20 protein-coding genes are annotated in these 23127 nt (G+C 37.0%); 6 read left to right on the forward strand and 14 right to left on the reverse strand.

The window, feature by feature from the left end:
* Window positions 1-71: 71 nt before the first annotated feature.
* Window positions 72-1151 carry a D-alanyl-D-alanine carboxypeptidase family protein gene (locus NPY00_RS00275; RefSeq protein WP_269020029.1) on the forward strand — a complete coding sequence of 360 codons (1080 nt, stop codon included), beginning with the start codon at window positions 72-74 and terminating at the stop codon, window positions 1149-1151.
* An 18-nt stretch (window positions 1152-1169) separates the two neighbouring features.
* The gene (locus NPY00_RS00280; RefSeq protein ID WP_269020031.1) at window positions 1170-2249 is read left to right on the forward strand and encodes a CobW family GTP-binding protein; all 1080 of its coding nucleotides are present in this window, start codon (window positions 1170-1172) and stop codon (window positions 2247-2249) included.
* A 96-nt stretch (window positions 2250-2345) separates the two neighbouring features.
* On the opposite strand, the gene NPY00_RS00285 is transcribed toward NPY00_RS00280, so the two are convergent.
* From NPY00_RS00285 to NPY00_RS00295, 3 genes are all read right to left on the reverse strand, one after another.
* Entirely contained in the window at window positions 2346-3095 is a 750-nt protein-coding gene (locus NPY00_RS00285; protein ID WP_269020032.1) for a L,D-transpeptidase family protein, read from the reverse strand.
* Between the two features lie 28 nt (window positions 3096-3123).
* On the reverse strand, window positions 3124-4080 hold the full coding sequence (locus tag NPY00_RS00290) for an acetyl-CoA carboxylase carboxyltransferase subunit alpha (RefSeq protein WP_269020033.1): 957 nt from the start codon (window positions 4078-4080) through the stop codon (window positions 3124-3126).
* A gap of 91 nt (window positions 4081-4171) precedes the next feature.
* Window positions 4172-5080 carry a site-specific tyrosine recombinase XerD gene (locus tag NPY00_RS00295; protein WP_269020034.1) on the reverse strand — a complete coding sequence of 303 codons (909 nt, stop codon included), beginning with the start codon at window positions 5078-5080 and terminating at the stop codon, window positions 4172-4174.
* Between the two features lie 1068 nt (window positions 5081-6148).
* On the opposite strand from NPY00_RS00295, the gene NPY00_RS00300 reads away from it, so the two are divergent.
* Together NPY00_RS00300 and NPY00_RS00305 are read left to right on the forward strand one after the other, a co-directional pair.
* On the forward strand, window positions 6149-6544 hold the full coding sequence (locus NPY00_RS00300) for an MliC family protein (RefSeq protein WP_269020035.1): 396 nt from the start codon (window positions 6149-6151) through the stop codon (window positions 6542-6544).
* A 16-nt stretch (window positions 6545-6560) separates the two neighbouring features.
* Complete coding sequence (locus NPY00_RS00305; protein ID WP_269020036.1) at window positions 6561-6953, forward strand: MliC family protein; 393 nt, start codon at window positions 6561-6563, stop codon at window positions 6951-6953.
* Between the two features lie 28 nt (window positions 6954-6981).
* On the opposite strand, the gene mnhG is transcribed toward NPY00_RS00305, so the two are convergent.
* From mnhG to NPY00_RS00340, 7 genes are all read right to left on the reverse strand, one after another.
* Entirely contained in the window at window positions 6982-7371 is a 390-nt protein-coding gene (mnhG, locus tag NPY00_RS00310; RefSeq protein ID WP_269020037.1) for a monovalent cation/H(+) antiporter subunit G, read from the reverse strand.
* A complete protein-coding gene (locus NPY00_RS00315; protein ID WP_269020038.1) occupies window positions 7368-7649 on the reverse strand; it encodes a K+/H+ antiporter subunit F in 282 nt (93 codons plus the stop codon). Before NPY00_RS00315 ends, mnhG begins: the two co-directional genes overlap by 4 nt.
* Window positions 7646-8128 (reverse strand): Na+/H+ antiporter subunit E, encoded by a 483-nt coding sequence (locus NPY00_RS00320; protein WP_269020039.1) that lies wholly within the window; start codon window positions 8126-8128, stop codon window positions 7646-7648. Before NPY00_RS00320 ends, NPY00_RS00315 begins: the two co-directional genes overlap by 4 nt.
* On the reverse strand, window positions 8125-9750 hold the full coding sequence (locus NPY00_RS00325) for a monovalent cation/H+ antiporter subunit D (protein ID WP_269020040.1): 1626 nt from the start codon (window positions 9748-9750) through the stop codon (window positions 8125-8127). The genes NPY00_RS00320 and NPY00_RS00325 overlap by 4 nt, the downstream gene beginning before the upstream one ends.
* On the reverse strand, window positions 9750-10091 hold the full coding sequence (locus tag NPY00_RS00330) for a Na+/H+ antiporter subunit C (protein WP_269020041.1): 342 nt from the start codon (window positions 10089-10091) through the stop codon (window positions 9750-9752). The genes NPY00_RS00325 and NPY00_RS00330 overlap by 1 nt, the downstream gene beginning before the upstream one ends.
* A 5-nt stretch (window positions 10092-10096) precedes the next feature.
* On the reverse strand, window positions 10097-13012 hold the full coding sequence (locus tag NPY00_RS00335) for a monovalent cation/H+ antiporter subunit A (protein ID WP_269020042.1): 2916 nt from the start codon (window positions 13010-13012) through the stop codon (window positions 10097-10099).
* A gap of 205 nt (window positions 13013-13217) precedes the next feature.
* Window positions 13218-13697, reverse strand: a complete 480-nt coding sequence (locus NPY00_RS00340; protein ID WP_269020043.1) for a BA14K family protein — start codon at window positions 13695-13697, stop codon at window positions 13218-13220.
* 166 nt (window positions 13698-13863) lie between these two features.
* On the opposite strand from NPY00_RS00340, the gene nspC reads away from it, so the two are divergent.
* Window positions 13864-14961, forward strand: coding sequence for a carboxynorspermidine decarboxylase (nspC, locus tag NPY00_RS00345; protein ID WP_269020044.1), 1098 nt, complete (start codon window positions 13864-13866; stop codon window positions 14959-14961).
* A gap of 59 nt (window positions 14962-15020) precedes the next feature.
* Window positions 15021-16259 (forward strand): saccharopine dehydrogenase family protein, encoded by a 1239-nt coding sequence (locus NPY00_RS00350; protein ID WP_269020045.1) that lies wholly within the window; start codon window positions 15021-15023, stop codon window positions 16257-16259.
* Between the two features lie 131 nt (window positions 16260-16390).
* Here the strand turns inward: NPY00_RS00350 and lpdA are convergent, their stop codons facing one another.
* The 4 genes from lpdA to sucD all read right to left on the reverse strand — a co-directional run bounded on the left by lpdA (window position 16391) and on the right by sucD (window position 23126).
* Window positions 16391-17797, reverse strand: a complete 1407-nt coding sequence (gene lpdA, locus NPY00_RS00355) for a dihydrolipoyl dehydrogenase (protein WP_269020046.1) — start codon at window positions 17795-17797, stop codon at window positions 16391-16393.
* 31 nt (window positions 17798-17828) lie between these two features.
* On the reverse strand, window positions 17829-19049 hold the full coding sequence (odhB, locus tag NPY00_RS00360; RefSeq protein WP_269020047.1) for a 2-oxoglutarate dehydrogenase complex dihydrolipoyllysine-residue succinyltransferase: 1221 nt from the start codon (window positions 19047-19049) through the stop codon (window positions 17829-17831).
* 32 nt (window positions 19050-19081) lie between these two features.
* Window positions 19082-22081 carry a 2-oxoglutarate dehydrogenase E1 component gene (locus NPY00_RS00365; protein ID WP_269020048.1) on the reverse strand — a complete coding sequence of 1000 codons (3000 nt, stop codon included), beginning with the start codon at window positions 22079-22081 and terminating at the stop codon, window positions 19082-19084.
* A gap of 142 nt (window positions 22082-22223) precedes the next feature.
* Window positions 22224-23126, reverse strand: coding sequence for a succinate--CoA ligase subunit alpha (sucD, locus tag NPY00_RS00370; protein ID WP_269020049.1), 903 nt, complete (start codon window positions 23124-23126; stop codon window positions 22224-22226).
* Between the last annotated feature and the right edge of the window lies 1 nt (window position 23127).

Here is a 23127-nt window from a genome sequence, read left to right on the forward strand (position 1 = left end):
ACATACTTATTATGTTTTACCATTAAAACAATTTTAAATCATTCAAACTGAGAAATTATTGAATCCATTTTATGTGTAAATTTTTTTGTAATATTTTTTTATTTTGTACACTCAACATAAGCAGTACTTTTGCCTTTGCGCATCCTTTCATCGCTGTTGATACAACAACGGGACGAATATTAGCACACAATCAAGCTTTTGAACGTTGGTACCCTGCTTCTTTAACAAAATTAATGACCGCTTACGTTATTTTTCATGCTATAAAAGCAGGAAAAATTTCACCACAACACCAAATTACTATTAGCAAAAATGCAGCAAAAGCACCTCCCAGTCGTTCAGGATATAAAGCAGGCTCAATTCTTACATTGGAAACAGCTTTAAGTATCACTCTCGTTAAATCCACCAATGACTTAGCCATTGCCATGAGTGAAGCTGTTGCTGGGTCACAAAAAGCTTTTGTACAAGAAATGAATGCACAAGCTCAACGGTTAGGTATGTTTGGAACTCATTTTGCTAATGCAAGTGGACTACCAGATCCCAATAATTATTCCACAGCACGAGATATTGCTCTTTTAGCTGTTCAAATTCGTCGAGAATTTCCTCAATATGCTCATTATTTTTCTATTCCAGCTATTGATTTTGGAAACGGCGCAAAAATTGAATTTAATTCAAATAATCTCATCGGTCGTTTTGATGGAATAGATGGAATGAAAACGGGTTTCATTTGTGCTTCTGGTTTTAATCTTGTTGCTTCAGCAACCCGTAACCAACGCACGATTATTGCTGTAATTTTAGGGTCAGATACGATTAAAAAAAGAGAAGAAAAAGCAGCACAGCTTCTCGAAGAAAGTTTTTCACACCAAGGATCAATGACATTAACCTTAGCAACACTACAACCTTATGGGACAAAAACAAAGAAAATAACTGACATGAGGCACCAAGTATGCACACCTGAATCAATACAAATACTTGTGGACGCTTATGATAAAAAAGGAAATATTATTCTCACTTCACCATTGATTAATGATGTACCTGCTTATGTTTTACCTCTCTCAGTCAAACTCATTTCTGTTCCCAAAAAATATAAAACTCAAAAAAAAAGAGTACGAAAAATTCCCATTCCCCACCAACGACCTGAACTTCACTTATGATAAGCACCGCGAACTATAATGACGATTGAAGAAAAAGAAAAACGTATTCCCATTACTCTCATCACTGGTTTTTTAGGCTCAGGCAAAACAACCTTACTGAATCGTCTACTCCAAGACCCTCTTTTTACAAATAGTGCTGTGATCATCAATGAATTTGGTGAAGTCAGTATTGATCATTTGCTTGTTGTAAAAACAACAGAAGGAATCATCGAGTTAGCAAATGGCTGTTTGTGTTGTGATTTGCGCAGCGATTTAATAAATACATTGATTGATTTTATTGATCGTATTCAAACAGGACGTCTCAAAAAACTGGATCGCATTATTATTGAAACAACAGGATTAGCTGATCCTGCCCCTATTTTACAAGCACTTCTCAGTCATCCTGATTTAGCACAAGCATTTACCATCGATGCTGTTCTTGCAACCTGTAATACATTGAACACAATTTCTATATTAGAACAATATCCTGAAGCACAAAAACAATTCGTTTTTGCAGACACAATTCTTCTCACAAAAACCGATCTTCTTGATTCAAAAATTCCTTTAGAGACACTGATTAAAACACTTAAAGCGATTAACCCTACAGCGCAAATCATCAACGCCCATTCACATCAATTCTGCCTAAAAACATTAATCAATAAAACATTATGGGATGCAAAAGAAGAAAATACTCATCTAAAAAAATGGTTTACTTTTTCTCAAAATCATCATTCTCATCATAAAAAGATTCGTACCTTTTCACTCGATTGTGAGGAACCAATTCATTATTCTGCTTTAGAGTCTTTTCTCGATCATATAAAAAGCCTTTATAGCCAAAAATTATTACGCATAAAAGCAATTATTGCATTACACGATGACCCACACCGTCCAATAATTTTGCACGGTATACAGGCATTTTTCCACCCACCAATAAGACTTCCAAAATGGCCCAAAGGAATTACACAAACTCGTTTTATCATTATTACAGATAATCTTGAAAAAGAAACGATTCAGGAAATTTTTGACATTTTTTTAAATAAGCCAGCAATCGATACCGCAGACAAAATAGCTCTTCTAGATAATCCCTTAGTTATTCCTGGGATGACATTTAAAACTTAATCAATCATTCAAATATGCGTCTCTCCATAAAACACATTGCACTTCATTAAAAAAAGAACATCACCTAAAAAAAGCATAATATCTCTTTTATATATTTTATGGAATGATAGACATTGAACCTTTATCTGTAAATTGATTGAAAACGTAGCGTTTCTCATAAACATCAACTTTTGGAGGCTTACGTTCCATTTCAAAGATATCATAGCCCTCTTTCAAAACTGTCCAAAATTGGTAATGAGGACTTAAACGATGACGCATCATATTTTCATCCGTCATACGAAAAGGGAAAGCTTGTAGCTGAAATTCTTTTTGCCCTCCTCTAAAAGCATCTCGAGCGAAAGCATAAATCTGTGCCATATTTTCATCATTCATAGAGTAACATCCTGCAGAAGCACAGCCTCCATGAACCATAAGGTAACTTCCTGTACGGCCATTAGCCTGATCATAAAGATTAGGAAAGCCCACATTAAAAGAAAGATAATACTTCGAATAAGGATTCATTTGATTGGCACCAATCTTATAAAACCCTTCTGGTGCTTGAAAATCTCCTTCTCTATATTTGGGTCCAAGTTGCCCCGACCATTTGCAAATATCGTAACGTGCCACAAGCACAAATGATCCCATCCGATTTTGCTTCCAAACTTCAGCGATACTTTCTTCTTTAAAAAATCGCATCATAATGGGTGCATATTGATCAATATTATGCGCCGCCATTTTCTCTTGAAGTTTTTTAGGTAAGCGCTGTTCAGCTTTAGCTCGAATAGAAGTTGGCAATCTTTTCTGACAAGCTGCTAACATTCCACATAAACACAAAAAAAACAAAGCAAAACGCCGGCTGAATTTCATTAAAAACTCCAACTGATAAAGGCTCACATCAAACTAAAGAACGGCCAATTTGAAGATATTTCTCCCAACGTTCTTGCTTAATCACTTCACCTTCTTTACCAGCCATAGATTTTAGAGCTTCTGAAATAACATTACCGGCTTCTTCAATCACAGCTTCTTTTCCTCGATGCGCTCCTCCCAAAGGTTCCGCAATAATACCATCAATAACTTTTAAATTATAAAGATCCTGAGCAGTAATACGCATATTTGTTGCAGCATCTTTTGCACGAGTCGGATCACGCCATAAAATAGAAGCAGCCCCTTCTGGTGAAATCACAGAATAAATTGAATGCTCCAACATATAGACTTTATTAGCCGCAGCGATAGCGATTGCTCCTCCCGATCCCCCTTCACCAATAATAAGAGAAACAACAGGAACACGTAAACGCAATGTTGTCGCTGTCGATTGAGCAATTGCTTCTGCTTGTCCACGCTCTTCAGCACTGACACCGGGATAAGCACCAGCAGTATCCACAAAAGTAAGCAACGGTAAACCAAAACGATCAGCCATTTCCATGATACGTACTGCTTTGCGATATCCTTCTGGACGCGCAGAGCCAAAATTATGGCGTAACCGCGATTGCGTATCATGACCCTTTTCTTGACCGATGTAAGCAATAGCTTCCCCTTGAAAACGTGCAAAACCAGCTTGAATTGCCTCATCTTCAGCAAATTTACGATCACCGGCTAAAGGCGTAACATCACTGAATAATTGTGTTGCATAATCCACAAAATGAGGTCGATCAGGGTGTCGAGCGACTTGTGTTTTTTGCCATGGTGATAATTTTTTATAAAGATCTCTCAAAGCTGTTTGAGAACGCATCTCAAGACGTGCAATTTCATCGCTCATATCAAGACTTCCTTTTTCTTGAGCAATTTTTTTCAACTCAAGAATTTGTATATCAAGATCAGCGACCGGTTTTTCAAAATCAAGATAATTATACATTCCATCCAACTTATTTTTGTATAATTCATATACTAACAAATTTATTTTATAAAGTTTTTAAAATATAATTCTTTCTTTACTTGGTCTTCTATTAATCGACAAGAGGGTGATGTTCATTAACTAGTCGATAAAGGCCTGTCTCTAATACATGTGTGTAAATTTGCGTAGTAGAAATACTACAATGTCCTAATAAATGTTGAACAGCACGCAAATTAGCTCCATTTTGCAAAAGATGACTCGCAAAAGCATGACGTAACACATGAGGAGAAAAATCGTCGTTTTTTACACCCGCTCTTTTTGCGAGATTTTTTAATTCTCGTGCAACAACTTGGCGAGCAATATATCCTGCTAATGAACGAGCAGGAAAAAGATAAAGACTGCCCGCATCTTTTCTTTGATCTCTCAATACCAACCATTGAGAAAGAACATGACGCGCTTTTTCTGATAAAAGCACTATCCGTTCCTTTTCTCCTTTACCACGCACTAAAATAACTGGCTCTTTCCTTCGCACCGATTGAACCGGAAGACTCACTAACTCACTAATACGTAAACCCGTTGCATAAAGCATTTCAATCAATACTTGAAGACGTAAGGCACGAAAATGCTCTTTTGAACCATACTCCGTTTGATTGACCTCGAATTCTGCAAAATCAAGCAATTTTACCACGATATCTTCACTGATCACTTTCGGCAAAAGATATCCTTTACGGGGTGCCTCAATATCACTGGAAGGATCATCTGCTCTTAATCCTTCAGCATAAAGAAATTGATAAAACTGGCGCAACGTTGATAAGCGACGCGCCTGTGATGTTGCAGCAAATCCAACCTGATGCATAAGCGATAAAAGATCAATCAAGTCTTGTTTTTGTGCAGAAAAAAGAGAAACAGAATGTGAAGATAACTCATCTTGTGCCCATTGCAAATCACGCCTATAAGCTTCAAGCGTATGAGTAGATGCTCCCCGCTCAGCACTCATCATTTCAAGAAAACGGTCAATCATCTTATTTATCTCTTTTTAAAGATGTATTCAATGAATCTAACGGGATATCAATCTGTATATCCGTTGTTATGGGTTTAACACAAATAACGAGCGCACCCATAATACTGAAAATAATTGCGAGAAGAATAAAAAGAATTATTAAAAGTCTGGTTAATGTTGGCATAAATAATAAACTACAAAAAACAATTCGCACTCTATCATAGCTTATAAAGATTAACAGAAATTGACTTTAAAGCAGATAAACGCTGAAAATAAAATTGTGAAAAATGACTTCATCTAAAAAAATCTCAATACAATAAAATGAGTCATTATTGAAAAGCACATTATCATAATAAACTATAAAAGTAATAACTGGATCATATTAATTTAAAGCGAGAAGTGTAGCTTGTATTCAAAAAACAATGGAAAACGGATCATTATATCTCATCCATTCATTTGTTTTGAGCATGTGTTTAAAAACTTTCACTTCTATAATTAATATTTAATTCTTCATGATAAAAATACGGATAAACTTTTCTTTCTTAGAGTACAAAAATTCACAAAATAGCTTAATTATCATTCTAAAATATAAATATGATTTATCAGTTATCACAAAAATATCACTTGAACTTTTCTAGAACAAAAATTAATGGAAACACAATAAGAGTTACTTATATAATATAATTGATTAATTTTTATACTTTCGTTAAAAGAATAAATATAATTGGGTCTGCGTAGCTCAGTAGGATAGAGCACAGGATTCCTAAGAAAATTGGGCGCTTTAAGGAGAAATTCTCAAAGTGGATCTGCTCAAATTCGGGGAAAGCTTCATAGGGAACTATATGCCAATCCCGAGCCAAGTCTCTCTTTAAAACAGAGAGGAAGGTGTAGAGACTGAACGGGCAGTGCCTAAAAAGCACAAGCTTCAAGGTAAAGAGACAGTCCAGACCACAAACAGCTGACCCTAATGAAGCTGGCGATGAAAGTCGAAGTGGTATGAATCCTGGGGTCGTAGGTTCGAATCCTGCCGTAGACACCATCACATTAATCAAAGTTATTATTTTGCATAATTTATAAATAGGAAATACGATGAAGAAAACTCCACTTATCTTACAGCTTTCCGCTTTTTTAAGTTTATCACTCTTCAACTTAACCAATGCCTCTGCTGGTTCTTTAGTTATTGAAGTCTCAGATCATCCGCAACCAACAACACAAACGATTTCCTATCAATGTGGTACCGGAAACCATAAAGAGAAAGTAGAAGCAACTTATCTTAATGCAAATAACATTGCATTAGTTGATTTCACATGGAAAAATGAACGTGTCATTGGAGCCAATGTTATTTCCGCTACAGGAGCAAAATATATGGGAGCTCAGTATATTTGGTGGGAAAGTAAAAATGAAGTTACGCTTTATGATCTTGTTAATGATCCTAAAGAAGAAAAACCTATCCTGTGTGTAGAAGAATCAACATTATTATTCTAATCAGTAAGGAAATGTCATGAAGAAAACTCCACTTATCTTACAGCTTTCCGCTTTTTTAAGTTTATCACTTTTCAACCTAACCAATGCTTCTGCTGGTTATTTAGTTATTGAAATTCCAAACGATGCAAAACCATCAGAACACACTATTGTTTATCAATGTAATATTGGAACGAATAAAGAGAGAGTAGAAGCAACTTATCTCAATTTCAATAATATCGCATTAGTAGATTTAAAGTGGCCAAATGAGCGGATCATTGGAGCTAATGTTATTTCCGCCACAGGAGCAAAATATGTAGGCGCTCAATATGTTTGGTGGGAAAACAAAAATGAAGTCGCGTTTTATGATCTTATCAATGATCCTAAAGAAGAAAAACCTATCCTGTGTATAGAAGCAAAAGAAGTAAAATAAAAAAATTAAGAATTAACTCACGCTGGTTTCAATCTGGTAATTTTTCTTCTTTAGATGATTTTTCTTTTGTCTTATCCAGAAGAAAAGCCAGCGATTCTTCCAAATAATTTGATAAATAGTTACGATAGGCAGTTGCCTGTGATATCAACATAGACGTTATGGGTATTGTCACAATAAAAAAAATCATCAGTAAAATTTCATGAATAACAAAACGATGGTTCACAAATATTGAATAAAGAAACGAAGCTATAAGAATACTACCAACACCCCAATTTGCACCCAAAGAAGACATATGCAAACGTTCATAAAAATTAGAAAAACGGAGAAGACCTATCGTTCCAATCAATGCAAAACCCGATCCAAGCACTAAAAAAAAAGCGATAATAATAGCAATCCACAGCGAAATATCTTCTTTCATTCAATAATTTCTCCACGCATCAAAAATTTTGCCAAAGCGATACTCGAAACTGAACCTAAAAGACTAATGATAAGAGCAGCTTCAAAATAGATGGTTGTTTCTGAACGAATATCAAATGTAAGAAACAAAAGAGCAGCTGTTATATAAAGAGTATCCAACCCAACGATACGATCTTGCGCTCTTGGGCCACGAACCAATCGAAATAATGCTAAAATCATCGCCAAACTCAAAAAAGATTGTGCAAGAAAAAAACCCCAAGAAAGAATGACCATACTCATGCAAAAATCTCCAAAAGCAATGCTTCATACCGTTGCTTAATCAATTGTTTATAATCATTTTCATTTGTCAAATTGAGCACATGAATTAAAAGCTCTTTGTTTTTTTTATTATAAGCAACCCAAATACTCCCTGGTGTTAATGAAAAAATGCACGCTAAAACAGCGAGTGCTGTGCGATTTTCAAGCAAAAGCGGAATAACAACAAAACCAGACTGATATTCTTTTTTCTTTTTTAAAGTACAATAAGCCACCGAGACATGTGAAGAAATCGAATCGATAAACACTCGAAAAGCGAGTACAAAAACCGCGCTCCAGTTTTTAATTATGATTTTTTCTGGTTCCAAGCGCTGCATTATCCAACCACAAAACAAGGCAACTATAATCCCTACAAGCAATTGACCCAAAGTGAAACCACTCAAACTCAACCACATAAAAACAATTGAACCAGTTAAAAATGGGTAAGGTAAAAAGCGATTCATTGATTTTTCCTCACATTTTTTAAAGAAAAATCATTTAAAACGCTATCAATGTAGTTTTTAGGATCATGTAAAGTTTTAGCGGTTTCAGACATATAATAACCAACGGATCCAGCTTTAACTGTTATAATAAAACATAGAGCTAATAAGGTAACAATAGGTGTAAATTCAATAACCTGTACACGCGGCACTTTTCCTTCAAGAGAAACCCAAAAAGTTCGAATACCCACGCGCGTCATTGCAATTAAAGTTGCAAAACTTGAAATGACAACCAAAATGACAAAGAGCCAATCCCGTACAACAAGTCCAGAAGAAAAAAAATCTCCTTTATTTGAGTTCAAAACAGCTGTGAACATCATAAATTTAGCAATAAAATTAGGAAAAGGTGGTATCCCAATCATCAGAATCGCACAAATACCAAAGCAAGCCCCAAGAATTGCCAAAGTGACTGGAAAATAAACGCCAACTTCATCGTCTTTTTCTTCTTCTTCATCTTCACTATATACTTCCACTGTAAAATCAAGAGTGTTAGCATCTATATCTTGATTACGCTCAATCAATTCAACCAAAAGAAAAAAAGCCCCTATAGCCAAAGTTGAGGCAACAATATAAAATAATGCACCAGTAGTCAGCGCTGTATTTCCTATTCCAAGTGCTGTTAACAATATGCCAGAAGATACAATAACATTATAGGCAGCCAAGTGTTCTAAAGCTTGACTCGCCAATATGCCGATAAAACCAAAAATTAAAGTGGCAAGCCCACCATAAAAGAAAATTATCTGACCAAAATGAGCAAAGTGTCCACCTTCAACATCAAAACATAACGATGTTAAACGTAAAATAACATAAATGCCTACTTTACTTAAAATCACAAACGAAGCACCAATAGGTGCCGCTGCAGCACTATAAGTTGGAACCAACCAGAAATTAAGCGGCCACATACCAGCTTTAAGCAAAAAAGCGATACCCAAACATGCTGCACCCATCTCAAATAAAACAATATCTGTTGTATCAATATGTTTTATTTTGATAGCTAAATCCGCCATATTTAGCGTGCCAACGATACCATAAATAAGTGATATACCAATTAAAAAAAGCAACGAGGCAACAAGATTAATCACCACATAATGCAAACCTGCACGGATTCGCAACAAACCTGAATTGTGTAAAGCAAGACCATAAGAAGCCGTTAACATAACCTCAAAAAAAACAAAGAGATTAAATAAATCGCCTGTCAAAAAAGCACCATTTATCCCCGCCATCAAGAACTGCATTAATGACTGAAAATGAGAACCTGCTTTATACCAATGAGCTTGCGAAAAAACTAATGCTGCAGCAATCAACACACTTGAAAGTAAAAGCATCATAGCACTTAAACGATCAAGAACTAAAACAATGCCGAAAATAGAAGGCCAGTTGCCAAGACGATACACATCTGAGGCTGGCGCTACTTCAAGAGCACGCGCAAGTAACAAAACAGAGATCATAACCAATAGACCTGCCGAAGCAAGACTTATCCATGATTTCAGTTCTGAACGCCGCTCATCATAAAAAAGAAGAACAGCTCCTGTGCTTAATGGCAAAATAATTGGTAAAATAAGTAAATGGTGCGACCAAGATTCCATCACTTTCCCTCACATCCATCAACATGGTCAGAACCTGTTAAACCGCGTGAAACCAAAAGAATGACCAAAAATAAAGCTGTTGTAGCAAAACCAATAACAATCGCAGTCAACACTAAAGCCTGTGGAAGAGGATCAGCATAATTTGCTGGATGAATTACAACAGAAGGATCAACTATCGGCACAGCATTACTGCGTGGTCTACTCATAGAAAATATAAAAAGATTCACACCATAAGAGATAAGAGATAAACCGAGAATAACTTGAAAAGTTCTCGGGCGCAAAAGAAGCCAAAGACCTGATCCAATGAGAACACCAATCCCTAAAGAAAGAACAATTTCCATTTACCTTACCTCTTTTGCGTAACAGATTTTTTACCAATCCGGTAACGACGGATTGATTGATGTGCGATCGCAATTAAAATAAGAACAGTCGTTCCCAAAACGAGGGAAAACACACCAACATCAAATAAAAAAGCAGATGCTGCAGGAACCTTTCCAATCCAAGGTATATCAATATACTGAAAAAAGGATGTTAAAAAAGGAAATCCAAAAAACCATGAACCCGCCCCTGTTGCAACTGATAGCAATAAGCCAAAACCGATCCAAAGCAGAGGTAAAACACGGAGACGATTTTCCACCCAGCGAATATTCGCCGCAAGATACTGCAAAATAAAACCTATTGCTAAAGTAACACCACCAGCAAATCCACCTCCTGAAAGATCATGTCCACGCATCAATAAATAAATTGCAAAAGCAAGAATAACCGGAAAGAGCCAATGCATAATAACAGCCGGAATAGCTAAATAATCTGATAATGTATCTCCAATTTCACGATTAGGCTGTGCCATGTCAAAAGCTGTTTGCTTTTGCTGCTGAGAAGGCGCATCAATACTTTCAGGAGCAGGACGAAAACGCCGTAAAAGAGCAAAGATAGTAAGAGCCACAATGCCCAAGACAACACTTTCCCCCATTGTATCAAATCCACGAAAATCAACCAACAAAACATTCACGACATTACGTCCACCTGCATCAGAATACGCATGAGTAAGAAAAAAATCAGAGACTGTCTTTCCTTGTGGACGTGTCATCATCGCAAAAGACAACCACGCCATACTTATACCCCCGACACACGCTATAATAAAATCACGCAAACGACGTAATCGAACTGAAAAAGAAATAGGAAAAGAAGCAGGATCATACAAACGTTTAGGCAACCACCGTAAACCAAGAAGCAAAAGAACGGTTGTTACAACTTCCACAACTAATTGTGTTACCGCCAAATCAGGTGCAGAAAGCCATAAAAAAGTTGCACAAGTCATCAAACCAGCGCCACCCAATAACATTAATGATGCAAAACGATGAAACTTTGCTTGCCAAGCAACTAAAAGTGCACACGTTCCACCAATCAACCAAAAAATAATAAAAGGAAAATCAGGAAGAGACAACGACAAAGAACCTGCTAAAATTAAACCATCATACCAAAGCAAAAGGCCAGCAAATGCAAAACATATACCCAATACCCAATGTAATTGAATCTGTAAACGACATGTTGATAAAAAGGATTCAGCTCTGCATGGCCACTTCCAAGAAATCATCATAAAGATTCGTTCAAAGATTCGTTGTCTTTTTAAATTCCGAAGGAAAGGAGGACCTTCCTCACAAAATAGGAAATAACGATGTCCTATAATATAAAGTAATATCCCTCCTGATAAAGCTATAAAACTCATAATTAATGGAGTATTAAAGCCATGCCATACAGCTAAACTATAAGAAGGTGTCATAGCTCCTAAAACAGCTACAACCGCATTATCCAAAATAAGTCCTATGGTAAAATTTGGAAAAATACCGACCGCTAAACAAATAAAAACTAACAATTCTATTGGTAAGCGCATAAAATGCGGTGGTTCATGTGGTATTTTAGGTAAATCAACGGGTTTTTTTCCGAAAAAAACACCATGCATAAAGCGTAAAGAATAAGTGACACTAAATAAACTCGCTAGCGTTGCCACATAAGGAGCAATCCAATCTAGCCATGACTCCATATGCGTTTCAATTGCTTCAGTAAAAAACATTTCTTTCGATAAAAAACCATTTAACAAAGGAACACCAGCCATCGCTGCACTGGCAACAAGAGCAAGAGTTCCTGTAATAGGCATATAACGGAAAAGACCTGTTAACCGACGCATATCACGTGTGCCTGTTTCGTGATCAATAATACCTGCTGCCATAAATAAAGAAGCTTTAAAAGTTGCATGGTTAGCCATATGAAAGATTGCAGCAACACAGGCAAGCGGACTTCCAAAACTTAAAAGCGTGGTAACCAAACCAAGATGACTAATCGTCGAATAAGCCAATAAACCTTTCAAATCTTGCTGAAACATTGAAAAATATGCACCAAGAAGCAATGTTATGAGTCCCGAAAAACCAACCAACCAAAACCAAGATTCTGTTCCTGATAAAACTGGCCATAAACGAACAAGCAAAAATAATCCCGCTTTCACCATTGTTGCTGAATGTAAATAAGCTGATACCGGCGTTGGTGCAGCCATTGCGTTTGGTAACCAAAAATGAAATGGAAATTGTGCACTCTTCGTTAATCCTCCTAACAAAAGACAAATGAGTACAGGAAGATAAAGAGAACTCGACCGAATAAGATCTCCAGACTGTAATACTTTATCTAAATCAAAACTGCCAACAATCCGCCCAATGAGTAAAACTCCAATAAAAAGCGCAAAACCACCAAAACCTGTAACCGTTAACGCCATGCGTGCCCCATCACGCGCATTAGCATTATGATGCCAATAACCAATTAATAAAAAAGAGAAAACACTTGTTATTTCCCAGAAAATCACCAAAAAAATGAGATTGCCTGATAAAACTATTCCTATCATAGATCCCATAAAAGCAAGCAAAAAAGAGAAAAAACGCGGAACTGGATCCGCAGGATCCATATAATAACGCGCATAAACAACAACAAGCAGCCCAATTCCCGCAATTAAAAGGCTAAAAAGCCATGATAAGCCATCCATACGTAGAACAAAATTAACACCCCACTCCGGAAGCCAAGAAATATCTAAACGAACGACACGATTTCCACGAACTGCAGGATACAGCATAATTGTAAAAAGAAAGCTGAAAAGAGCAATTGCTCCAGCAAACCACGCTTCATTGTTTTTAGCTGTTGAACGGAAAAAACCAATAATAAAGCTACCACTAAAAGGAAGCAAAACCAACAATATCAACATTGCTTCCCGTGTTGTCATTTTCTAAGTTCCACCTTACTTTGCATACTTTGCCATCAAAAAAATAAAAATGAAAAAGTACAAAAAACATATTGTCATTTTTCATTTTATACTAAGTCTATAAACTTTAAATAAGCTTAAAAACATCAAAAACTCTTATGAAACAATCCTTTTCTTAAAAACAAATGGAACATATCTCGAATTTCATTTATCTTTAAGGATTTCCTCATCCTTTAAAAATACGAGAAATGCATTGTTTTCGAGCTCCATGAAAAGGTTGATAACTATTATCATTGATATTATAAGAACGATAGCGTTTCATACAAGAATCGATATGCTGTTTAAGCATCCATGGCTTTTTTCTCTCTACAGAATAAGCTTTCTCTCTTTTTGGTGAAGCCAATACTGTTTCTAAAGAAATATTTTTAACATCCACATTTTCAAATACAAGAAATGCTGCCTCAGGATACCACCAATTATCACTATACTTACGATACCCATGTCGATAATTATGATATCCCTTAAAACCATTAAGCTCTTTACGACCTGTGATAACTAAAGGAGCAAAATCTTCTTGAAAAGAAGATTGAGGGATTATTTCAGCATCATCTTTTTGCGCTAAACCAGCAATATTGGTTAACATCACAAAAATATTTCCAATAAACATAATTGCTAAAACATAACACAAATTATTAATAATACGCATAACACAAATCTCAAAAAAACAAAACTCAACAACAAGCTGTCTTTAGGACTGTCAAATGAAAACAGATTTTCCTTTACAATTCTTCTTTTCTTGAGACATGCTGTTGCCATGCGTACTAAACGCGAATATGAATAATAAGATCCTTCATAACGAGAATAAATAAACAATGATAAGCACACCTTATTATCTTATCGATAAATCTAAACTCATAAAGAACATGGAAACTATTACCCGATTACGAAAACTATCGGGAGCAAAAGTTGTTTTGGCTTTAAAATGTTTTGCCACATGGAGTCTGTTCGATTTTATGTCGGAGTATATGGATGGAACAACATCATCATCTCTCTATGAATTGCGCTTAGGAAGAGAAAAATTTGGCAAAGAAACCCATGCTTATTCCGTTGCTTGGGCAGACGATGAAATTGATGAAGCGTGCGATTATGCAGATAAAATTATCTTTAATTCCATCCAACAGCTTCAACGTTTTTCTAACTCTACAAAAAGTATTGAACGAGGTTTAAGATTAAACCCAGGAATAAGCGCATCAAATTTTGATCTCGCAAATCCCTCTCGCCCCTTTAGTCGTTTAGGTGAAACAAATAAAAGCGCTATTCAAGAAATTTTACCTCTCATCAATGGTTTAATGATACATAATAATTGCGAAAATTCTGATTTTAATCTTTTTAATCAGATGCTTAATCATATGGAAGAAAAATTTTCAGATCTTTTCTCTGCGGTTGATTGGATTAGTCTTGGTGGAGGCATCCACTTTACTGCCGAAAACTACCCTCTAGAAATCTTTGCGGAACGTCTAAAACATTTTGCCCAAACTTATAATGTAACCGTTTTTTTGGAACCGGGAGAAGCTGCTATTACCAAAAGCACAACCCTTGAAGTTAGTGTTCTTGACACACTATACAACCAAAAAAATATCGCCATTGTTGATAGTTCTGTCGAAGCGCATATGCTTGATCTTTTAATTTATCGCGAAAACGCCAAATTAGAACCCAATCAAGGCCCTCATGAAATTATGATTTGTGGAAAATCTTGTCTTGCTGGAGACATTTTTGGAACCTTTCACTTCCCTAAACCTCTTAAAATCGGTGATAGATTATCTTTTCAAGACGCTGCAGGATACACAATGGTCAAAAAAAATTGGTTTAATGGCGTAAAAATGCCTTCTATTGTTATCAAAGAATGTGATGGTACGTTAACACTTCAACGTCAATTCGGATATAATGATTATAAAAATAACCTTTCATAATAAACTAATGTGTTAAAACAGTTATGTGACAGACAATATTAAAAGGAGATAAAACCACAATGAAGAAAAATATTCTCATTATTGGTGCTGGGGGTGTTGCGCAAGTTGTCGCCCATAAATGTGCTCAAAATAACGACATTCTCGGAGAAATCCATATTGCTTCACGAACATTGAAAAAATGTGATGCCATCATTGCTTCCATTAAGGATAAAAAAGCAATGAAAGTAGAAAATGTTCTTCAAAGTCACGCCGTTGATGCAATGAAAGTAGAAGAAGTTATAGCGCTTATTCAAAAAACGAGATGTGAAATTGTCATTAATGTTGGTTCTCCTTTTCTTAACATGTCTGTTCTTTCAGCCTGTATTGAAACCAAATGTGCTTATATTGACACCGCAATCCATGAAGATCCTCTAAAAATTTGTGAAACACCACCTTGGTATAACAACTATGAATGGCCTCGACGTCAAGAATGTGAAAAAGCTGGTATAACTGCCATTTTAGGAGCCGGATTTGATCCCGGTGTTGTTAATGCGTATGCAGCATTAGCCTATAATGATTATTTTGACAAAATTACCGATATCGATATTATTGATATTAATGCTGGCAGCCATGGACATTGGTTTGCTACAAATTTTGATCCAGAAATTAATTTTCGAGAATTTACGGGACAAGTATGGTCATGGCAAAATAAAAAGTGGATCTCTAATCAGATGTTTGAAGTTAGCCAAGAATGGGATCTCCCCGTTGTTGGAAAACAAAGAGCTTACATGTCAGGACATGATGAAATCCATTCATTGTCTAAAAATCTTAATGTTCCCAATATTCGCTTTTGGATGGGATTTGGAGAACGTTATATAACGGTTTTTACTGTTCTTAAAAATCTTGGGCTTTTGTCTGAACAACCGGTAAAAACCGCAGAAGGACAAGAGGTTGTCCCTTTGAAAGTTGTGAAAGCTGTTTTACCAGATCCCGCTTCTTTAGCGCCAAATTATACGGGAAAAACCTGTATAGGAGATCTTATTAAAGGTGAAAAAGATGGAAAACCAAGAGAGATTTTCATTTATAATGTAGCTGATCATAAACAAGCATTTAATGAAACAGCTGCACAAGGAATTTCTTTCACAGCTGGTGTACCGGCAGCTGCAGCAGCTATTCTCATTGCTACAGACACATGGGATGTTAAAACCATGGTTAACGTAGAAGAACTCCCACCAATTCCTTTTCTTAAATGTCTCGACCGTATGGGACTTCCTACCCACATAAGAGAACAACAAGAAGATAAAAAATTACAATTTTAATTTATTCATATCTTTAAGATACGATAAAACCACCTTTAAAAAAGGTGGTTTTATCAAAAAATATACAAACTTATAAAAAGCTCTTTTTTCTGCCAATTTCTGCTAAAAAACAAAACGCCTCTAAAAGATTTTTAAGTATGAAGTGGTTTAGAAAATGTTGCTAAAGCAGCTTCTCGAACGGCTTCTGATAAAGTAGGATGGGCATGACAACAACGCCCTAAATCCTCTGATGAGCCACCAAATTCCATTAAAACCGCAATTTCGTGTATCATTTCACCAGCACCAAATCCGAGAATATGTCCACCTAAGACGCGATCTGTATTTTTATCGGCAAGAATTTTAACAAATCCATCACTTTTTTGCATTGCACGTGCACGCCCATTAGCCATAAACGGAAACTTGCCAATATTATAACTAATTCCAGCAGCTTTCAGTTCTTCTTCTGTCTTACCCACACTCGCAATTTCTGGCTGTGTATAAACAACACTGGGAATAACATTAAAATTAACATGACCTTTTTGACCAGCCAAGATTTCAGCAACAGCAACGCCTTCTTCTTCAGCTTTATGAGCTAACATTGGCCCTTTTATAACATCACCAATTGCGTAAATACCTGCAATGTTCGTTTGCCAGTGCTCATTTGTTTCAATAAAGCCACGCTTATCTACTTGAACTCCAACTTCTGCTAAACCGAGTCCCTCTGTATATGGAACACGTCCCGTAGCAATTAAAACAACATCTGCGTCTAAAGTTTCAGTTAAATCACCTTTAACAGATTCAAAAGTCACCTTAGCTCCTGAATCTGATCGAGTAACAGCTGTTACTTTTGCGCCAAGCTTATACTCAATTCCCTGCTTTTCCATTAATTTTTGAAATTGCCGAGAAAGTTCACCATCCATTGAGCCTAAAACTTTATCAAGAAACTCAACAACTGTCACTTTAGTACCGAGACGATTCCATACAGAACCAAGCTCTGAACCAATAACACCAGCGCCGATAACCACCATACGTTCAGGAACTTTCTCAAGCGCAAGTGCTCCGGTAGAAGATACGATAACTTTTTCATCAATATCAACACTGACACCAGGAATACCTGAAACGTCTGATCCTGTAGCAATAATAATATTTTTTGTTGAAATCGTTTGTTGATGACCATCTTGAGCCGTAACATCAATTTGATTTGCGCTTAAGATTTTGGCTGTCCCTTCAAACGTGTCAATTTTATTTTTTTTCATTAAAAATGAAATGCCACTCGTATTAGCTGTCACGACAGATTTTTTGTGCATCATCATTTGTTCAAGGTTAAGCTTAGGTTTAGAAACTGAAACACCCAAAGTTTCAAAACCGTGTTGCGCTTCAGCAAAAACTTCTGAAGCGTGTAATAAAGCTTTAGAAGGAATACATCCAACATTAAGACATGTTCCTCCTAGTGTTGTGCGTTTCTCAATAATTGCAGCTTTAAGCCCCAATTGCGCTGCTTTTATCGCTGCTACATAACCACCAGGACCCGCGCCGATTACAACAACATCATAAGACATTTGTTTTTCCTTTCATTTTGAAAAACTATGTTTACAAGTCAAGAACCAAGCGTTCTGGATCTTCCAAACTTTCTTTAACACGCACAAGAAAAGTTACCGCTTCTTGTCCATCAACAATACGGTGATCATAAGAAAGCGCCAAATACATCATTGGACGAATAACAATTTGACCGCCAACAACCATTGCACGTTCTTTTATTGCATGCATTCCTAGAATACCAGATTGCGGTGCATTTAAAATTGGCGTAGACATTAACGATCCGTAAACACCCCCATTTGTAATCGTGAATGTTCCTCCTTGCATATCATTAACTGCTAATTTTCCATCACGAGCAAGACGCCCCAAGCGGCCAATTTCTTTTTCTATTTCTGCAATTGACATTTGATCTGCATTACGAACAACCGGAACAACAAGTCCTTTATCCGTTCCAACAGCAATTCCCGTATTGACATAATTTTTATAGACAATATCCGTCCCATCAATTTCCGCATTAACGGCAGGAAGCTCTTTTAGCGCATGGCAAACAGCTTTTGTAAAAAAGCCCATAAAACCAAGCTTAACGCCATGTTTTTTTTCAAAAATATCTTTGTAACGCTTCCGTAAATCCATTACTGCAGACATATCAACCTCATTAAATGTGGTTAACATTGCTGCAGTATTTTGGGCATCCTTAAGACGGCGTGCAATTGTTTGACGTAACTTTGTCATACGAACACGCTCTTCATGGACATCATCCGTAGAGGTTACCGGAGAGGAAAAAGAAGCTGATGACTTTGTTCCTTGTGCCAACGTATCAAGAACATCTCCTTTGAGAATTTGTCCACGCTTCCCAGACCCCGTAACATCATTTTTCGCAAGATTGTTTTCAGCCATCAATTTTGCTGCTGAAGGAGCAGGAGGCATTGAACTTCCTGAAGAAGACTGAGTTATTTCAGGTGATCCTGTTTCTGATGAAAGAGGAGCAGTCGTCGATGCAGAAGATGTAGCAGCCGTCGATGGTGCATCACCTGCAACTCCAGCTTCTACCAATCCTAAAAGTGCATTCACTTCAACGGTATCACCTTCTTTTGCAATAATTTCGGATAATTTCCCTGCAACAGGTGAGGGAACCTCAACTGTTACTTTATCAGTTTCTAATTCAACCAAAGGTTCATCCATAGACACAGCTTCACCAAGACGCTTAAACCATTTACCAATTGTTGCCTCAGTAACCGACTCACCCAAAGTAGGAACACGGATTTCAGTAGCCATAATTTTCTTCCATACACCAGAGTAATAATTAATTAAGAACCTAACGCGTCTTCAAGAAACGCGGCAAGCTGTTCAAGATGTTTCCGCATCAATCCAACAGCCGGCGACGCACTTGCAGGACGCCCAGCATAACGTGCACGCGAATATTGCGCATTAATATGTGTTAAAACCCATTCCAAATAAGGCTCAATGAACGACCACGCTCCCATATTTTTGGGTTCTTCCTGACACCAAACAATTTCTGCTTGTAAAAAACGCGACAAAACATTCACCAAAGCTTTTGCTGGGAAAGGATAAAGTTGCTCAACACGCAATAAATAAATATCATTAATTCCTCTTTTTTCACGTTCTTCATAAAGGTCATAATAAACTTTACCCGTACAAATAACGACACGACGAATTTTATTATCTTTTTGTAATTTAATTACAGAATTTTTGAGATGCTCTGCATCATCAAGTAATAAACGCTGAAAACGCGTTTCCGCTCCCATTTCATTCAAAAAAGAAACCGCACGTTTATGACGCAAAAGCGATTTTGGCGTCATCAAAATCAGAGGTTTACGAAAATCACGTTTAATTTGTCGGCGCAAAATATGAAAATAATTTGCAGGTGTAGTACAATTAGCAACCTGCATATTATCCTCTGCACATAATTGAAGAAAACGTTCTAAACGTGCTGAAGAATGTTCTGGCCCTTGTCCCTCAAAACCATGAGGCAATAAACAAACAAGACCAGACATGCGAAGCCATTTGCGTTCTGCAGATGAAATAAATTGATCGAAAATAACTTGCGCACCATTAGAAAAGTCGCCAAACTGTGCTTCCCAAAGCGTTAAAGCGCGAGGTTCAGCAAGAGAATACCCATATTCAAAACCAAGAACAGCCTCTTCAGAAAGCATAGAATTTACAACTTCATAAATAGCCTGTCCTTTTTGCAAATTATTCAAAGGAATATAACGCGTTTCATTTTCTTGATCATAAAGGACCGAATGACGCTGCGAAAAAGTTCCACGTTCAACATCTTCACCAGAAAGGCGAACTGGAGCCCCTTCCAAACAAAGTGAACCAAAAGCTAAAGCTTCTGCTGTAGCCCAATCAATTCCTTCACCCGTTTCAAACATTTTAGCACGGTTATTTAAAAAACGCTGGATGGTTTTATGAACATGAAAATTTTCTGGGATTTCAACAAGTTTTTTTCCAATTTCCTTTAAAGTTTGCACCCCAACGCCTGTCACACCGCAATTTTGATCACCTGAATCATTAGCTGCTTGAAGACCTGCCCAACTTCCATCCAACCAATCAGCTTTATTTGGCTTATAACCAGAACTTGCTTCAAATTCTAATTCAAGCTTATCGCGCCATGCTTTCTTTTGCTGTTCAATATCTTTTGGATCAACAACACCCTCAGCCACCAACTTATCGCCATAAATCTGAACTGTTGTTTTATGATTACGAATGGCTTTATACATAAGTGGCTGTGTAAAAGAAGGTTCATCTCCCTCGTTATGCCCATAACGACGATAACAGAACATATCAATAACCACAGGTTTATGAAAAATTTGCCGAAATTCCGTTGCGATTTTTGCCACAAAAACCACCGCTTCTGGATCATCACCATTGACGTGAAAAATAGGTGCGTCAATCATTTTTGCAACATCTGATGGATAAGGTGAAGAGCGCGAGAAACGAGGATCTGTCGTAAATCCAATTTGATTATTTATGATGACATGGATAGAACCAGCAACACGATAACCTTTTAATCCAGAAAGTCCAAAAGTTTCCTGAATAACACCTTGTCCTGAAAAAGCCGCATCACCATGGATTAATAGTGGCATTACTTTTGCACGTTCACTTAACGGTATTACTTCAGTACGAACAGAACCAACAAGCAGATCTTGTTTAGCACGCGCTTTACCCATAACAACCGGATCAACAATCTCAAGGTGGGACGGATTAGCCAAAAGAGAGAGATGAACCTTTTTACCATTAAATTCACGATCTGCTGACGTTCCTAAATGATATTTTACATCACCCGATCCTTCCACATCATCAGGTTTATAAGAACCTCCTTCAAATTCATGAAAAATAGCCTGATGTGGCTTTGTAAAAATTTGTGAAAGAACATTTAAACGACCACGATGGGCCATTCCACAAACAACTTCTTGAACGCCTAAAGAACAACCACACTGAATAATTTGCTCAAGAGCAGGAATAAGCGCTTCACCACCATCAATTCCAAAACGTTTTGTTCCTTTATATTTAACATCTAAGAATTGTTCAAAACCTTCTGCCTCAATAAGCTTGTTAAGAATAGCTTTTTTGTCTTCTTGTGTAAAAGAAATTTGTTTATCTAATCCTTCAATACGCTCTTGAATCCATGCTTTCTGAGTAGGATCAGAAATATGCATATACTCTATGCCAATTGTCGAACAATACGTACGATTGAGAATTTCAAGCATTTGTGAAATTGTTGCATATTCCAACCCTAAAGCATTATCGATAAAAATTGGGCGTTCATAATCAGCAGGGCTAAAACCATATGACTCCGGAGATAATTCCTTATAATCATCAGGTTTTTCTGACAATTGAAGGGGATCAAGCTGTGCACGAAGATGCCCACGTGTTCGAAAAGCGCGTATCATCATAACTGCAGAAACAGAATCACGTGTCGCCTGAATAATATCTTGTTGACTAGAAGACACGTCTTTTTGCGTTGCACCAGATGCTGCTTTTTCTTTTAATTTATCACTAAAATGTTTTTCAAGAGTAGACCAATCACCATCTAAAACGGAAACCAACTCTCCATTTGCTTTTAACGGCCAATGATCACGCTGCCAAGTTGCCCCTTTAGCATTTTTAAAAACATCTTCTTTATTATCTTGAAAAGATTCAAAAAAAGTGCGCCATTGCGGATCTACATTCGTGGGATTTTTTTCATATTCGGCATAAAGCTGATCAATATAATCTGCATTTCCACCATAAAGAAACGACGTTTGCGCAAAAATATTATTTATTTCACTTTGCCTTGCCATACATTTTCCGAAACACTTGTTTCGTCTCCTTATATATCCCTGCTACCTTTTAAAAGAGCAAACACTCAATAAAAAATTTATTTTTTACAACCCACATTTCATCTAAATGAGTGTACGTGACTCATTTAGATGAAATTTCTTTTTAACCTTTCAAAACCTCAACTAACGTCTTACCCAGCTGAGACGGTGAAGGAGAAACACGAATACCAGCAGATTCCATTGCTGCAATCTTATCTTCTGCACCACCTTTACCGCCAGAAATCACTGCACCAGCATGCCCCATCGTACGCCCTGGAGGAGCCGTGCGGCCAGCAATAAAACCAACGACTGGTTTTTTGCGTCCTTTTTTTGCTTCATCTTTTAGAAACTGCGCTGCTTCTTCTTCCGCAGAACCACCAATTTCGCCAATCATAACTATAGACTCAGTCTCATCATCAGCCAAAAACATTTCTAACACATCAACAAACTCGGTTCCTTTTACAGGATCACCACCAATACCAATAGCCGTTGTTTGACCAAAGCCTTCACTGCTTGTCTGAAATACAGCCTCATAAGTTAAAGTTCCTGACCGAGAAACAACCCCAACGGAACCTTTTCTAAAAATAGAACCAGGCATAATACCAATTTTACATTCATTAGGCGTCAAAATACCAGGACAATTAGGGCCAATTAAGCGCGACTTCGACCGCTCCAGCTTAGCTTTAACCTTAACCATATCCATAACCGGTATACCTTCTGTAATACAGACAATCAAATCCATTTCAGCATCAATCGCTTCTATAATGGCATCTGCAGCCCCTGCAGGAGGAACATAAATAACAGAAGCATTAGCCCCTGTTTTGTTTTTACCTTCTATAACACTGGCAAAAATAGGAAGCGTTTCACCTTTTGACCCTTCCCATGTCTCTCCTCCCTTTTTAGGATGAATACCCCCAACCATTTGCGTACCATGATACGCAAGAGCTTGTTCTGTATGAAAGGTTCCCGTTTTTCCTGTAAGTCCCTGAACAAGAACTTTCGTATCCTTATTGACAAGAATTGACATT

It is taken from the genome of Bartonella sp. F02 (genome assembly GCF_026929975.1).
In the GTDB taxonomy this organism is placed as follows: Bacteria; Pseudomonadota; Alphaproteobacteria; order Rhizobiales; family Rhizobiaceae; genus Bartonella.

Bases quoted from the DNA above. Each gene is read 5' to 3' on its own strand.
- NPY00_RS00275 (WP_269020029.1), top strand. From the start codon at position 72: ATGTGTAAATTTTTTTGTAATATTTTTTTATTTTGTACACTCAACATA.
- NPY00_RS00280 (WP_269020031.1), top strand. From the start codon at position 1,170: ATGACGATTGAAGAAAAAGAAAAACGTATTCCCATTACTCTCATCACT.
- NPY00_RS00285 (WP_269020032.1), bottom strand. From the start codon at position 3,095: ATGAAATTCAGCCGGCGTTTTGCTTTGTTTTTTTTGTGTTTATGTGGA.
- NPY00_RS00290 (WP_269020033.1), bottom strand. From the start codon at position 4,080: ATGTATAATTATCTTGATTTTGAAAAACCGGTCGCTGATCTTGATATA.
- NPY00_RS00295 (WP_269020034.1), bottom strand. From the start codon at position 5,080: ATGATTGACCGTTTTCTTGAAATGATGAGTGCTGAGCGGGGAGCATCT.
- NPY00_RS00300 (WP_269020035.1), top strand. From the start codon at position 6,149: ATGAAGAAAACTCCACTTATCTTACAGCTTTCCGCTTTTTTAAGTTTA.
- NPY00_RS00305 (WP_269020036.1), top strand. From the start codon at position 6,561: ATGAAGAAAACTCCACTTATCTTACAGCTTTCCGCTTTTTTAAGTTTA.
- mnhG (WP_269020037.1), bottom strand. From the start codon at position 7,371: ATGAAAGAAGATATTTCGCTGTGGATTGCTATTATTATCGCTTTTTTT.
- NPY00_RS00315 (WP_269020038.1), bottom strand. From the start codon at position 7,649: ATGAGTATGGTCATTCTTTCTTGGGGTTTTTTTCTTGCACAATCTTTT.
- NPY00_RS00320 (WP_269020039.1), bottom strand. From the start codon at position 8,128: ATGAATCGCTTTTTACCTTACCCATTTTTAACTGGTTCAATTGTTTTT.
- NPY00_RS00325 (WP_269020040.1), bottom strand. From the start codon at position 9,750: ATGGAATCTTGGTCGCACCATTTACTTATTTTACCAATTATTTTGCCA.
- NPY00_RS00330 (WP_269020041.1), bottom strand. From the start codon at position 10,091: ATGGAAATTGTTCTTTCTTTAGGGATTGGTGTTCTCATTGGATCAGGT.
- NPY00_RS00335 (WP_269020042.1), bottom strand. From the start codon at position 13,012: ATGACAACACGGGAAGCAATGTTGATATTGTTGGTTTTGCTTCCTTTT.
- NPY00_RS00340 (WP_269020043.1), bottom strand. From the start codon at position 13,697: ATGCGTATTATTAATAATTTGTGTTATGTTTTAGCAATTATGTTTATT.
- nspC (WP_269020044.1), top strand. From the start codon at position 13,864: ATGATAAGCACACCTTATTATCTTATCGATAAATCTAAACTCATAAAG.
- NPY00_RS00350 (WP_269020045.1), top strand. From the start codon at position 15,021: ATGAAGAAAAATATTCTCATTATTGGTGCTGGGGGTGTTGCGCAAGTT.
- lpdA (WP_269020046.1), bottom strand. From the start codon at position 17,797: ATGTCTTATGATGTTGTTGTAATCGGCGCGGGTCCTGGTGGTTATGTA.
- odhB (WP_269020047.1), bottom strand. From the start codon at position 19,049: ATGGCTACTGAAATCCGTGTTCCTACTTTGGGTGAGTCGGTTACTGAG.
- NPY00_RS00365 (WP_269020048.1), bottom strand. From the start codon at position 22,081: ATGGCAAGGCAAAGTGAAATAAATAATATTTTTGCGCAAACGTCGTTT.
- sucD (WP_269020049.1), bottom strand. From the start codon at position 23,126: ATGTCAATTCTTGTCAATAAGGATACGAAAGTTCTTGTTCAGGGACTT.